The 13133-nt window shown below is 71.9% G+C and carries 10 protein-coding genes; 7 read left to right on the top strand and 3 right to left on the bottom strand.

Annotated features, from left to right (window positions below):
- Positions 1–3 precede the first annotated feature (3 nt).
- The 4 genes from AMIR_RS23435 to AMIR_RS23420 all read left to right on the top strand — a co-directional run bounded on the left by AMIR_RS23435 (position 4) and on the right by AMIR_RS23420 (position 7986).
- Positions 4–1365, top strand: coding sequence for an aminopeptidase P family protein (locus tag AMIR_RS23435; RefSeq protein ID WP_015803430.1), 1362 nt, complete (start codon positions 4–6; stop codon positions 1363–1365).
- Complete coding sequence (locus AMIR_RS23430; protein ID WP_015803429.1) at positions 1362–4007, top strand: beta-L-arabinofuranosidase domain-containing protein; 2646 nt, start codon at positions 1362–1364, stop codon at positions 4005–4007. Before AMIR_RS23435 ends, AMIR_RS23430 begins: the two co-directional genes overlap by 4 nt.
- Before the next feature lie 206 nt (positions 4008–4213).
- Entirely contained in the window at positions 4214–6160 is a 1947-nt protein-coding gene (locus AMIR_RS23425) for an AAA family ATPase (RefSeq protein ID WP_015803428.1), read from the top strand.
- 311 nt (positions 6161–6471) lie between these two features.
- Positions 6472–7986, top strand: coding sequence for an alpha/beta hydrolase (locus tag AMIR_RS23420; RefSeq protein WP_015803427.1), 1515 nt, complete (start codon positions 6472–6474; stop codon positions 7984–7986).
- A 182-nt stretch (positions 7987–8168) separates the two neighbouring features.
- On the opposite strand, the gene AMIR_RS23415 is transcribed toward AMIR_RS23420, so the two are convergent.
- On the bottom strand, positions 8169–8534 hold the full coding sequence (locus tag AMIR_RS23415) for a MarR family transcriptional regulator (protein WP_015803426.1): 366 nt from the start codon (positions 8532–8534) through the stop codon (positions 8169–8171).
- A gap of 169 nt (positions 8535–8703) precedes the next feature.
- Positions 8704–9123, bottom strand: coding sequence for a YybH family protein (locus tag AMIR_RS23410; protein WP_015803425.1), 420 nt, complete (start codon positions 9121–9123; stop codon positions 8704–8706).
- 231 nt (positions 9124–9354) lie between these two features.
- Between AMIR_RS23410 and AMIR_RS23405 the strand changes: the two genes are divergently transcribed.
- Together AMIR_RS23405 and AMIR_RS23400 are read left to right on the top strand one after the other, a co-directional pair.
- Positions 9355–10542: an acyl-CoA dehydrogenase family protein gene (locus AMIR_RS23405; protein ID WP_015803424.1), complete on the top strand. Its 1188-nt coding sequence runs from the start codon at positions 9355–9357 to the stop codon at positions 10540–10542.
- A 60-nt stretch (positions 10543–10602) separates the two neighbouring features.
- Complete coding sequence (locus tag AMIR_RS23400) at positions 10603–11004, top strand: YybH family protein (protein WP_015803423.1); 402 nt, start codon at positions 10603–10605, stop codon at positions 11002–11004.
- A gap of 62 nt (positions 11005–11066) precedes the next feature.
- On the opposite strand, the gene AMIR_RS23395 is transcribed toward AMIR_RS23400, so the two are convergent.
- Positions 11067–11513, bottom strand: coding sequence for a winged helix-turn-helix transcriptional regulator (locus AMIR_RS23395; protein WP_015803422.1), 447 nt, complete (start codon positions 11511–11513; stop codon positions 11067–11069).
- 169 nt (positions 11514–11682) lie between these two features.
- Between AMIR_RS23395 and AMIR_RS23390 the strand changes: the two genes are divergently transcribed.
- Positions 11683–13074, top strand: coding sequence for an MFS transporter (locus AMIR_RS23390; protein ID WP_041836972.1), 1392 nt, complete (start codon positions 11683–11685; stop codon positions 13072–13074).
- Positions 13075–13133 lie beyond the last annotated feature (59 nt).

Genomic DNA, 13133 nt, shown 5'->3' with positions numbered 1-13133 from the left:
CCGATGACCGAGGCCACCGTCCCGCCGCACGCGGGCACCAAGCCGCCGCGCCTGGCCGACGACAGCCCCGGCTTCCTGTCCCGCATCGGGCAGGGCTGGGCCGACCGCGAGGTTCCCGCCCCGGTCGACGAGGCCGCCGCGCGCGCCGCGGCCGAGCACCGCGACCGGATCAGCGCCGCGCTGCCCGGCCGCACCGTGGTGGTCGCCGCCGGGCGCGCGCCGAACCGCAACGGGGACGCGGACTACGCGTTCCGCGCGGGCAGCGACTTCGTGTGGGCGACCTCCTGCCAGGTCGAGGGCGGGGTGCTGGTGATGACGCCGCGCACCGGCGGCCACGACGCGGTGCTGTACCTGCCGCCGCCCGCCCGTCCCGGAGAGCGCGACTTCTACGCCAGCGCCGCGCACGGCGAGCTGTGGGTCGGCCCGTCCGCCGGGATCGCCGCCTGGGAGCGCGCGCTGGGCCTGCCGGTGCGCCCGATCGCCGACTACGACGGCACGGCCGCCGAGGACGCCGAGCGGCAGCGCGTCGTGCTGTCCGACCTGCGCATGATCAAGGACGACTGGGAGATCGGCCAGATGCGCGAGGCGGTCGACCAGACCGTCGCGGGCTTCGCCGCCGTCGCCGACGAGGTGCCGCTCGCGGTCGAGCGCGGCCTCGGCGAGCGCTGGTTGCAGGGCACGTTCGACCGGCACGCCCGCACCTTCGGCAACGGCCCCGGCTACAGCACGATCGTCGGCTCCGGTCCGCACGCGCCGATCCTGCACTGGGTGCGCTGCGACGGGCCCGTGCTGCCCGGCGAGGCGCTGCTGCTGGACATGGGCGTGGAGACCCGCACCCTGTACACCGCCGACGTCACCCGCACCATCCCGGTCGGCGGCGCGTTCACCCCCGAGCAGCGCTCCGTGCACGACCTGGTCGAGGCCGCGCACCGGGCGGGCATGGCGCAGGTCAAGCCGGGCAGCACGTTCAGCGACTTCCACTTCGCGTCGATGGAGGTCATCGCGCGCGGGCTGCACGACTGGGGCCTGCTGCCGGTGTCGGTCGACGAGGCGCTCGCCCCCGGCGGGCAGGAGCACCGCCGCTACCTGGTGTGCGGCGTCGGCCACCACCTCGGGCTGGACGTGCACGACTGCGGCTCGTCCGCGTACGAGCAGTACCAGGGCGCCCCGCTGCGCCCCGGCATGGTGCTGACCGTGGAGCCGGGGCTGTACTTCCACGCGCACGACGAGACGGTGCCGCCGGAGCTGCGCGGCATCGGCGTGCGGCTGGAGGACGACCTGCTGGTGACCGCGACCGGCAGCGACGTGCTGTCCGGGGCGCTGCCGATCGACGCGGCGGGCATCGAGCAGTGGGCCGCCCGGTGACCGGCCTGGCGCCGTCCGCGCTGGAGCCGTTCCCCCTGCGGGACGTGGAGCTGCTGGACGGCGTGCAGTCGCGCGCCGCCGGGCAGATGCTGCACCTGGCGCGGGTGTTCCCGGTTGACCGGGTGCTGGCGGTGTTCCGCGCCAACGCCGGGCTGGACACGCGCGGCGCGCTCCCGCCCGGCAACTGGGAGGACTTCGGCCACCCGGACGAGCGGCCGTGGTCGGCCGAGGAGTACCCCGGCGCGGGCGTGGCCCCCACGGCGAGCCTGTTGCGCGGGCACTACGCGGGGCACTTCCTGTCGATGGTCGCGCTCGCGCACGCGTCGACCGGCGAGGAGTCGTTGCGCGCCAAGGCGTGGGAGATCGTGGCGGGGCTCGCGGAGGTCCGCGACGCGCTCGCCGCGACCGGCCGCTACAGCCACCCCGGATTCCTGGCGGCGTACGGGGAGTGGCAGTTCTCCCGGCTGGAGGACCTGGCCCCGTACGGCGAGATCTGGGCGCCGTACTACACCTGCCACAAGATCATGGCGGGGTTGCTGGACGCGCACGAGCACACCGGCAGCGAGCAGGCCCTCGAACTCGCGGTCGGCATGGGCCACTGGGTGGCCGGGCGGGTGCTGCGGCTGGAGCGCGCGCACCTGCAGCGCATGTGGTCGCTGTACATCGCGGGCGAGTTCGGCGGCATGAACGAGAGCCTGGCGGCGCTGCACCGGATCACCGGCGAGGAGGTGTTCCTGCGCGCGGCGGCGGCCTTCGAGCTGGACCACCTGCTGGAGGGCGCGGCGCAGGGCCGCGACCTGCTGGACGGGATGCACGCGAACCAGCACCTGCCGATGCTCGTCGGGCACCTGGACCAGTACGACGCGACCGGTGAGACCCGGTACCTGGACGCGGTGACCGCGCTGTGGGACCAGGTCGTCCCGGGGCGGACGTTCGCGCACGGCGGCACCGGCGAGGGCGAGCTGTGGGGGCCCGCGGACACCGTCGCGGGGTTCATCGGCAGGCGCAACGCCGAGTCGTGCGCGACGTACAACCTGCTCAAGATCGCCCGGTCGCTGTTCGCGCGCACCGGGGACGCGAGGTACCCGGAGTACGCCGAGCGGGCCTGGCTGAACCACATGGTCGGCTCGCGCGCGGACCTGGACTCGGACGTCTCGCCCGAGGTCGTGTACATGTACCCGGTCGACGCGGGGGCGGTGCGCGAGTACGACAACGTCGGGACCTGCTGCGGTGGGACGGGGCTGGAGACCCACGTCAAGCACCAGGACTGGGTGTGGTTCCACGCGCCGGGCAAGCTCGTGGTGGCGCGGCACGTGCCGTCGCGGGTGACGCTGCCCGGTGGCGGGTCGGTGGCGCTGCGCACCGGGTACCCGCGCGACGGGCGGGTGGTGGTGGAGTTCGACGCGGACTTCTCCGGCGAGCTGCACCTGCGGGTGCCGTCGTGGGCCACGGCGGGGTATCTGGTGGACGGCGAGCGGGTTCCCCTGACGGACGGCGGTTTCGCCGTGCTGTCCCGCGACTTCCGGCGCGGTGACGAGGTCGAGCTGGTCCTGCCGCTGCCGCTGCGCCTGGTGTCCACTGTGGACGATCCGACGCTGGTGAGCGTGGAGCTGGGGCCGACGGTGCTGCTGGCCAGGGACGACGCGGCCACGGTCCTGCCGGTGTCGCCCGCGGCCTTCCGGGGGCTGGACGGCTCGCTGGTCGGCTACGAGCGCGATGGCGACCTGGTGTCGTTCGGCGGCTTGACGTTCGAGCCCGCGTGGTCCGGGGGTGACGCGCGGTACCACGCGTACCTGCGGCTGTCGGACGAGGAGATCGCTTTCGCGGGCAGCGCTCCGGGGGTGCCGAACCGCCAGGACGGGGCTGGGTGGTCGTTCCTGACGGGCCTGTGGGGTTCGGGTGGTCACGGGACCGCGGAGGCTTTCCTGGTCTCCGCGCACGCCAACGTGGTCCGCGCCGCGCGGGCGGGCCTGCTCGACCGCGAGGAGGCCGTCGCCGTCCTGGAGGCGGCGGCGTCGAGCACCCTGGACGGCTCCGCAGGGAGGGAGTCGACGTTCCTCCCGGACTCGGACGCCGGTCCGGTCCTGCGCGACGACGTGGTGGAGTGGTCACTGCCCGCCGACATCGGCACGCAGGAGCCCCTGCCGGTGCTGCGGGTCGACGTGCTGGGCGAACGCGCGTCGTCCGGCTGGTACACGAGCCCACCCGCCTTCAAGGTGAGCACCGTCCAACCGGCCGACCTGGAAGCCGCGCTGGGCGACGCGGACTGGTCCCCGGTGACCACGACGGTCCCCGTCCAGGGCCAGGGCACTCATGTCCTCCGCGCCAGGGCCACTGACGCCCTGGGCCGAGTCGTCCACGCCCGGTCGGAGGTCTCCGTGGACAGCGAGCCCCCGACCCCGAGGTCCAAGGTCAGGCCTCTGGGACCGAGCAACGTTGAGGTGACCCTGGACGCGACCGACGACGTGTCGGGCGTGGACCGGATCCGCTGGCGCACGGCGGAGACCTTCTGGGGCGTCTACCAGGAGCCGTTCACGAGGGCGCTGCACGACGAACCCCAGATCCTGGAGTTCACCGCGACGGACCGCGCGGGCAACACCTCCCAGGTCCACCAGGTCGTCCTGCCCCCGCGCCAGGCCTGACGACCACCCGAGGGCGCGGTTCCCGGTTTTGGGGGCCGCGCTTTTGGTGTTTTCGGGTATCGCGCAAAGTGATCGGACTGTTCACTCGATCGGTTGATCAACGGTCAAATGGCGTAGCGAAGATCCGCTCATCTCGATGTGATCCACAACAGGTCGTCACGGCATTGCCCGGCGACAGGGTCACGACGGGATTGGGGGTAGCCCATATGCGGATCTCGAAGGTTCGGATCAAGAACTTTCGCTGCCTGGCGGACGTCGAAGTGCGCTTCGACCAGGTCACGACGTTGATCGGGCCGAACGGCGTCGGCAAGTCGACCGTGCTGCGAGCGCTGGACTGGTTCTTCAACGGGACCAAGCCCGGTGCGCTCCTGGACGAGGACCGCACCGGCGGTGCTGAGGGCGACGTGGTCGTTGAGGTCGAGTTCGACCAGTTGACCGACGCCGACCGCGAGGAACTGGGCAAGCACGTCCCCGCCCAGTCCGAGCGGTGCGTCATCTGGAAGATCCGTCGCGCCGACGGCACTGAGTTGATGAGCGCCAACGCCCGAGCCTTCCAGGGGTTCGCCTGGATCAGGGAGGTGGCCGGTGCTGCCGAGATGCGCGTCCGGTACCAGCAGGTGCGCACTGATCTCCCCGACCTCGGTCTCCCCGCGGTGAGGTCCAAGCCGGAGGTCGAGGCCGCGCTCAAGGCGTGGGAGCTGGCCAACCCGGACCGGTTGGACGACGCCGAGGTCGCGGTCACCAACCTGTTCGGCTTCAACGGGCAGGCGAAGATGTCCGGGCTGTTCGACTACGTGTTCGTCAGCGCGGACATGCGCGTGGAGGAGGAAGCGAAGGACGGTCGCAGCGCCCTGGTCGGCCGCATCCTGGAGCGCACGGTCGACCGCACCGCCGCAGACGCAGACATCAAGGCGCTCGCGGCGGATGTCGAGAGCAGGCAGGACGGGATCTTCGCGAAGAACTTCGCGAAGCAGTTGAGCACCCTGTCCGCGTCGTTGTCCGAGGCGGTCGGCCAGTACACCGTGGGGCGCGCGGTCAAGGTCCAGGCGACCAAGCAGAAGATCGAGCCGCCGCGCACCCAGTTCTCCCTGTCCGTCACGGACTCGTCGGTCGACACCCCGGTGGAGAAGCAGGGCCACGGGTTCCAGCGCACCCTCCTCATCGCCGCCCTGCAGCTGCTGGCCAAGCACGGCAACGCCGAGCGCGGCAGCGGTGCGATCTGCCTGGCCATCGAGGAGCCTGAGCTCTTCCAGCACCCGGTCCAGGCGCGCACCTTCGCGTCCGTGCTGCGCACCCTGGCCGAGGACGACGCGCAGAACATCCAGGTCGCATACGCCACCCACAGCCCGCACTTCATCGACCCCAGCCGGTTCGAGCAGGTCCGGCGGGTCACAAGGGACCCCAAGCCGGAGAAGGGGTGCGCGCCAACCGTGACGGTGCGGTCCGCTTCCGTGGAGTCGGTGGAGAAGCGCCTCGTCGGCTACTTCGACAACGTCAGGAACCGATTGCCCGCAATCGCCGAGACCGCCTTGGCCGAGGCGCTGTTCTCCAGCGGAGCCATTCTCGCCGAGGGCAGCAGCGACAAGGCGGTGATCACCGGTCTGGCTGAGAAGTCCTCGAAGACCTCCCTGCTCAACTGCGGGGTGACCGTCGTGGACATGAACGGCAAGTCCAACCTCTTCATCGGGCACGCGGTCCTCGCCGAGTTGGGCGTCCCCTGCTACGTCGTGTTCGACGGCGACCTCGGACTTGAAGGCCGCAAGCGGCTCAACGCCCAGCCGGACAAGGAGGACCCCGAGACGTGGGCCAAGAAGTTCGAGGCTGACCTCGCTGCCGCGCTGGCGAAGAACACCAAGGACAACCGCAACCTCCTCCAGTACCTGGGAACCACGCCCAGCGACTACCCGGAGACTTGCGCCCACGCGAGCTACGCGGCCTTCGTCGACACCATCGAACCGCTGCTCGCGGCGGAGTGGCCGGGGTGGCAGGAGAAGCTGTCGGAGGTCATGAAGGACAACCTGATCGCTGGCAGGAAGAACGCCCTCGCCTACCTGCTCACCGCCCGCCAGATCACCTCCGAACCCCCGGAGTTCTTCACCGCGCTGCTGCGCCACGCGCGCAACATGGTGTCGGCCGACCCCGCAGGCGGCTGACCGGAATCCCCTGCCCACAAGGGCAACCTCCTGCCCGAAAGTCCCCACCGCACCAAAAGCCCCCACCCGCGTCCTACCATCAGCCCTCCCCACACCGACGAAAGTCGCCCCCCACCCCCACCCTCGGTCGGAAACTCCCCGTCGTCCTTGACCGTGCCCCAACGGCATGGTTTCCACTGGTCCCCGTCGGCGCCACCCGCGTCGGCCAGGACGAGGGGGAACGTCCCCGTCCGAACGGGCTCCCGAACCAGCGGGGCCGTGCAGGGACCGGTGGGCCCGGTGAGGTCCGCCGCCGACGAGGGGATTGGTTGATGCGAAGGACGTTGTCGTTGACCGCGGTGCTCACCACCGCGGCGTCGTTGCTGGTCGCGGGGGTGTCCTCGGCCGAACCGGACGCCGCCGCCACACCCGCCATCGCCTGGGCCGACTGCCCCGAGGGCGTCGCCGCCGAGGGCGTCGAGTGCGGCACGCTCCAGGTCCCGCTCGACTACCGCGACCCGCACGGGCGCAAGACCGAGATCGCCCTGTCCCGCGTCGCCAGCAAGAACCCCGCGCAGCGCAGGGGAGTCCTGCTCACCAACCCCGGCGGCCCGTCCGTCGCGCTGACGTTCCCCGCCCAGCTGCGCGACGTGCTGAAGATGCCGCAGAGCGTCCTCGACGCCTACGACGTCGTCGCCGTCGACCCGCGCGGCGTCGGGAGCAGCTCGCCGGTCAGCTGCGACCTCACCGAGGAGCAGCAGGCGGACGGCAGCATCCCGCCGTACGCGGTCACCCCCGGTTCGGTGCGCGAGCGCGCCGCCGAGGTCAAGCGGATCGCCGAGCAGTGCCTCGCCTCGCCCGACGCGGAAGCCCTGCCGCACAACACGACCGCGAACGCCGCCCGCGACCTGGACGTCGTCCGCGCCGCCCTCGGCGAGCGCAAGGTCTCGTACCTCGGCTACTCGTACGGCACCTACCTGGGCGCCGTGTACGCCACGCTGTTCCCGAACCGCGCCGAGCGCGTCGTGATCGACAGCAACCTCGGCGCGCAGGGCTGGGACATCGAGGCCACCCGCGCGTACGGCCAGGGCGTGGAGGACACCTTCCCCGACTTCGCCAAGTGGGTCGCCGCGCGTCCCGAGCTGGGCCTCGGCGCGACCCCGGAGCAGGTGCGCGCCAAGTACTTCGAGCTGGCCGGGCGCCTGGACCGCGAGCCCGTCCACGGCGTGGACGGCGGCATCTTCCGCCTGCTCACCTTCGTGAGCCTGTACCGCGGCACCGACGCCGCCAACCAGGCCCTCGCCACGAACTGGCGCACCCTGGCCGCCGGCGACCCGCTGCCGCTGCCGCCGGGCGAGCTGCCCGACCCGTCGGAGGTCGACGCCCTGATCTCCGGACGCCTGCACATCGTGTGCGGCGACTCCCGCTGGCCCAAGTCCGTGAAGACCTACGAGCGCAACGTCGAGACCGACCGCAAGCGCTTCCCGATGTTCGGCGCGGCGGGCGGCAACATCACCCCGTGCGCCTTCTGGCCGGACCCGGTCGAGCAGCCCGTGAAGATCACCGACAAGGGCCCGCGCACCGTGCTCGTCGTGCAGAACGAGCGCGACCCCGCCACCCCGCTCGCCCTGGCGAACTCGATGCGCCGCGCGCTGGGCGACCGGGCGGCGATGATCACCGTCGACCAGGGCGGCCACGGCGCGTACCTGGTGGGCCAGAACGCCTGCGCGAACGACAAGGTGACCGCCTACCTGCTCGGCGGCGAGCGCCCGGCGCGCGACGTGAAGTGCGCCGCCGAGACCCCAGCGCAGCAGCAGGACCCGGTCGAGACCGGCGTGATCGGCTGACCCCGCACCACTCCGAGCGCCGCGCGTCGACCCCACGGGAGTCGGCGCGCGGCGCGGTCGTGCGGTGGGGGAGCGCACCGGGGGAGCGCGCCGGGGAGCGCGGCTCGGCGCCCGCGCAGCGGCTCCACCAGGTTCCGCACCCCGAAACCCGTTGCCCCGCAAGGGATCTCGTCAGCTGCGGCTCAGGCCAGCACCTTCGAGCGCACCCCAGCCTCACCGGGGACCGCGGTCAACCGGCCCCGCCGGAAGTACGCACCCGCGCCGTCGCCGGACGCCCCGCCGAGCCGCGCCTCGGCGCGCACCGCGGTCCGGAACACCTCCGCCACCGGCGCGTGCCGCCCGCCCTCGCGCGTCACCAAGCCGCCGTCGACCAGCCGGTGCAGCGCCCGCGTGGCGTCCGCGCGCGTCAACCGCGCCGCCTCCGCCGCCTCGTCCACCGTCCCCGCCCCCAGCGCCAGCGCGGCGAACGCGGCCAGGCGCGCGGGTTCGGCCAGCAGTCCGGCCAGGTCTCCGCAGGACGGCGCGCGTGCGTCGGCGGGCTCGGTCATGGCACCTCGCGATCGGGTACGGGGCCGCGATCGTAGCAACGACCCCGCGCACCCGACCGCCCCACGACCCGGTGGCCGCCCGCCCGCGCGGCGGGGGCCACCGGGCGTGCCCGCCCCGTCGGGACCGACAGCCGTGGGGCGTGGTCACCTCGGCCCTGCGGGCTCCGCGCTAGTCCACGAACTCCGGCGGGTCCATCACCGGGCGGTCCATGCACATCAGCCAGCGGCCGTCGTCGCCGCGGCGCAGCACGTCCGTGCAGCGGCCCGTGATCTTGACCTTCCTGCCCTCCTCGTCGGTGGTCAGGATGATGAACGTGACGCCGATCAGGGACACGTCGCCCGCCACGTAGGCGTGCGTCAGCGTCGCCTCCAGGTGCGGCTTGGGCGCCAGGAACTGCTCGAACCACGCCTTGCGCGGCGCGCCGGTCAGCTGGCCGCCGGAGAAGTTCGAGATCGCGTCCGGCCGGTACAGCTTGTCGAACAGCGCGCCGTCACCGGAGTTGAAGACGTCGATGAAGATGTCGTTCTGGGTGTCGATGTCGTCGGTGAGGTCGGGAAAGTCGGGGTCGACCCGGAGTGCGGTGGACATCTTTTCCGTCCTGCTTCCTTCTGGGCGGATCGGGTCCGCGTGACCATCTTTCGGGCAGCACCTGCAACGCCCTGGAAAACTAACCCAACCCCTTTCACCGACCGCTCACGAGACGGTAACCGGATTTCTCCGGAGCGGCGGATTACCAATGGGTGAGAACAATTCCCGAATCCGTCGTTAGTGTTCCGGACCGAGCGAGCCGACAGCCGAAGCGACGAGAGGCCAGGTGTCATGCAGGAGACCGAGCGGAGCGGTCGCGCGACCCTAGAGGCGGTCCGCGAACTGGTGGGGAGGCTGCGCGCCAACGCCCAGGACGCCGAGGACCGCAGGTGGCTGCCCGAGGAGAACATCAAGCTGCTGGAGGACGCGGGCGTCTTCCGCGCGCCGGTCCCCGCCAAGTTCGGCGGCCTCGACCTGGACGTGGCCCAGCAGGTCGCCATCGTCGAGGAGGTCGCGCGCGGCTGCGGCTCCACGGCGTGGACGGTGAACGCCTGGATGTCCAGCGCGGGCCTCGTCGCGGCCTACCCCGACCGCGCGCAGGAGGAGGTGTACGCGGGCGGTTCGGTCCGCGTCTCCGGCGGCTTCACCCCGACCGCCACCCTCACCCCCGTGGAGGGCGGCTTCACCCTCGACGGCGCGTGGCGGTTCAACACCGGCATCCGGGGCGCCGACTGGAACATGGTCGCCGCCATGGTCGTCCACCCCGACCAGGAGGGCGAGTCGCACGACGAGCGCTACGCCCTCGTGCGCGCCTCCGAGTTCGCCGTCGCCGACGACTGGCACGTCTCCTCCGCCGCGGGCACCGGCAGCTCCACCTCGTCCGTGCGCGGCCTGTTCGTCCCCGCCCACTTCGTCGTGGACGGCGCCGAGATCGTCGAGGGCACCACCGGCGACCGCTGGAACCAGGGCCTGCACGGCCGCGACTACGGCCTGCTGCCCTACGTCATGGTCCCGTCCCTGGCGGTGTACATCGGCCTGGCCAAGCAGGCCCTGGAGCTGTTCCAGGACCGCGCGCCCGGCCGGGGCATCGCCTACACCGGCTGGACCGAGCAGTCCGAGCACCCGCACGTGCAGATCCAGGTCGGCACCGCCGCCAACAAGATCACCGCCGCCGAGGGGCTGCGCGACCGGATCACCGGCCTCATGCAGGACCGGGCCGACAGCGGCGTCGCGGTCACCACCGCCGAGAAGGCGGCCTTCCGCGGCCAGATCGGCTACGGCATCCAGCTCGCCAAGGAAGCCGTGGAGATCCTCTACACCCTCTCCGGCGCCTCCGTCATCCAGAAGGCCGTGCCGCTCCAGCGCGTCTACCGGGACACCGTCGGCCTCGCGCTGCACGGCCTGATGGCCCCCGTCACCAACCTGGAGGTGCACGGGCGGGTCCTGCTCGGCCTCGAACCCGACACGTTCTTCCTCTGATCCCGCCTGCCGGACCCCGGCCGGAGCACGACCACCGCACATCCTGAAGGGGACAGCGCCATGACCGCCAGCACGACCATCCGCCCCACCGAGGACGTCGACAAGCACCTGGAGCACTACGTCGAGGCGTTCAACTCCAACGACCCCGACGTCCTCGACCTGTTCTACACCGAGGAGGCCGTCGCGGTGTGGGAGCCGCTCGCGCCGCTCTCCGGCGAGGCCCGCCGCGAGTACGCCCGCGAGTTCCTCTCCCGCACGCCCACGATGACCGCCGTCGAGCGCGAGCGCTACGTCACCGGCGACACGGTCCTGTTCATCATCGACTGGCAGATCGACATGACCGGCGTCGACGGTGAGCCCGAGCACCTGGAGGGCGTCGGCGTCGACGTCGTCCGCAAGGGCGCCGACGGCAAGTGGCGCTACGCCGTCGACGACGCGTTCGGCGGCAACGAGCCCGCCTGACCGGTCGGGCAGCCGCGCCGGGTCCCCCGCCCCAGCGGCGGGGGACCCGGCGCGGACCCGGATCAGCGGTCGACCGCGACCGCCTGCTCCTGGGCGCCCTCGCGCCGGTCGTACTCGTCGCGGGCCGAGGCGATGGCGGGCTGGTGGTCCTCGGTCCAGTCGACCAGCGCCTGGATCGTGGCGTGCAGGCTCACCCCCAGCGGGGTGAGCTCGTAGTCGACCCTGGGCGGCACCACCGGGTGCACGGTCCGCTTCACCAGGCCGTCCCGCTCCAGGTGCCGCAGGGTGATCGTCAGCATCCGCTGGCTCACCCCGTCGATGAGCCTGCGCAGTTCGGAGAAGCGCAGCATCCGGCGGTCGAGCAGCGCGATCACCAGCAGGGACCACTTGTCGCCGATCCGGTCCAGGATCTGGCGCACCTCGCAGTCCGCCCTCGTGTCCCACTGCCGGGCCCCGTAGTCCTCGGTATCACCGCAGAGACTCAGTGACTTTAAAGTGCCTTCTTCCACAGCTCTGCATGGTGACTGATCATGCCTTTACGTACAAGAGGGAACCGACGTGCCGAAAGGTAACCGCCTCCGGCGGCGCGGGCACTGATCCCTCGCGCGTCCCTCGACAAGGAGCTGACTGACCGTGTCCGCGACCCCGAACAGCCCATCCTTAGACGGGCCCGTGCGCATGACCGCGCGCGACGCCGCACTGCTCTTCGTGCTGTGCGGCTCGATCTTCCTCGAAGGCGTCGACATCTCCATGCTCGGCGTCGCACTGCCCTCCATCAAGGACGAGCTCGGCATGTCGGCGGGCGAGCTCCAGTGGGTCGTCAGCGCCTACGTGCTGGCCTACGGCGGGTTCATGCTCCTGGGCGGCCGTGCCGCCGACCTGCTGGGCCGGCGCAAGATGTTCGTGCTGTGGCTGGCGGTCTTCGTCGTGTTCTCCGGTCTCGGCGGCCTGGCCACCGAGGGCTGGATGCTCATCGTCTCCCGCGCCATCACCGGCCTCGCCGCCGCGTTCATGACCCCCGCGGGCCTGTCGCTGATCACCACGAGCTTCGCCGAGGGCCCCAAGCGCAACCGGGCGCTGCTCTGGTACGCGGGCACCGCCGCCGGTGGCTTCTCGCTGGGCCTGGTCGTCGGCGGCCTGCTGACCGCCATCGGCTGGCGCTGGGTCTTCTTCGCCCCGGTCATCCTCGCCGCGATCATCTTCGGCTTCGCGGTCAAGCTGATCGAGCACGACACCCCGCCGCCGCGCGTCCCCGGCCAGAAGTACGACGTGTTCGGCGCCGCCACGATGACCCTCGGCGCGGTCGGCGCGGTCTACACCGTCGTCATGGCGCCCGAGGTGCCCGTCAGCCGGACCGTGCTGACCGCCGCGATCAGCGCCGTGCTGCTGGTGGCGTTCGTGATCGCGGAGAGGCGCTCGAAGGAGCCGCTGGTGCGCCTGGGCATCTTCCGCAGCGCCAACCTGGTGCGCGCCAACATCGCCACCGTGCTGTTCGCAGGCTCGTTCTTCGGCTTCCAGTTCATCACCGTGCTCTACATGCAGGACCTGCGCGGCTGGGGCGCGCTGGAGACCGGCATCGCGCTGCTGGTCATCGGCATCGACTCGGTGCTCGCGCCGACCCTCACGCCCAAGCTGGTCGACCGGTTCGGCAACCCCGTCGTGCTGTTCGCGGGCTTCGTGTCGCTGGCGCTGGCCTACTTCCTGTTCCTGGACATCCCGGCCGACGCGAACTACTGGACCGGCATGTTCCCGACGATGCTGCTCATCGGCATCGCCTTCACCCTGGTCTACGGGCCGCTGACGATCGTCGCGGTGGAGGGCATCGCCGACGAGGAGCAGGGCCTGGCGGGCGGCATCTGGAACACCTCGTTCCAGTTCGGCGCGGCGCTCGGCCTCGCCGTGGCCGCCTCGCTGACCGCCACCTCGGGCACCGCCCTCGACGGCTACCACAAGGCGCTGCTCGTGCCGTTCGTCGCCACGCTCGTCGCGCTCGTCGTGGTGGCCACGGGCCTGCGCTCCCGCGCCTCCGCCGAGCCCGTCGCGGTGGAGGCCCAGCCCACCGCGGGCTGATCCCCCGCGGTTTCCCCCGGCGTCGGTCCCCCTCCCCGACGCCCAGCAACCGGCCCCGG

The organism is Actinosynnema mirum DSM 43827 (assembly GCF_000023245.1).
Classification (GTDB): Bacteria; Actinomycetota; Actinomycetes; order Mycobacteriales; family Pseudonocardiaceae; genus Actinosynnema; species Actinosynnema mirum.
This window is presented reverse-complemented; position numbering and strand designations above follow the sequence as displayed.

Bases quoted from the DNA above. Each gene is read 5' to 3' on its own strand.
- AMIR_RS23435 (WP_015803430.1), top strand. From the start codon at position 4: ATGACCGAGGCCACCGTCCCGCCGCACGCGGGCACCAAGCCGCCGCGC.
- AMIR_RS23425 (WP_015803428.1), top strand. From the start codon at position 4,214: ATGCGGATCTCGAAGGTTCGGATCAAGAACTTTCGCTGCCTGGCGGAC.
- AMIR_RS23420 (WP_015803427.1), top strand. From the start codon at position 6,472: ATGCGAAGGACGTTGTCGTTGACCGCGGTGCTCACCACCGCGGCGTCG.
- AMIR_RS23415 (WP_015803426.1), bottom strand. From the start codon at position 8,534: ATGACCGAGCCCGCCGACGCACGCGCGCCGTCCTGCGGAGACCTGGCC.
- AMIR_RS23410 (WP_015803425.1), bottom strand. From the start codon at position 9,123: ATGTCCACCGCACTCCGGGTCGACCCCGACTTTCCCGACCTCACCGAC.
- AMIR_RS23405 (WP_015803424.1), top strand. From the start codon at position 9,355: ATGCAGGAGACCGAGCGGAGCGGTCGCGCGACCCTAGAGGCGGTCCGC.
- AMIR_RS23400 (WP_015803423.1), top strand. From the start codon at position 10,603: ATGACCGCCAGCACGACCATCCGCCCCACCGAGGACGTCGACAAGCAC.
- AMIR_RS23390 (WP_041836972.1), top strand. From the start codon at position 11,683: ATGACCGCGCGCGACGCCGCACTGCTCTTCGTGCTGTGCGGCTCGATC.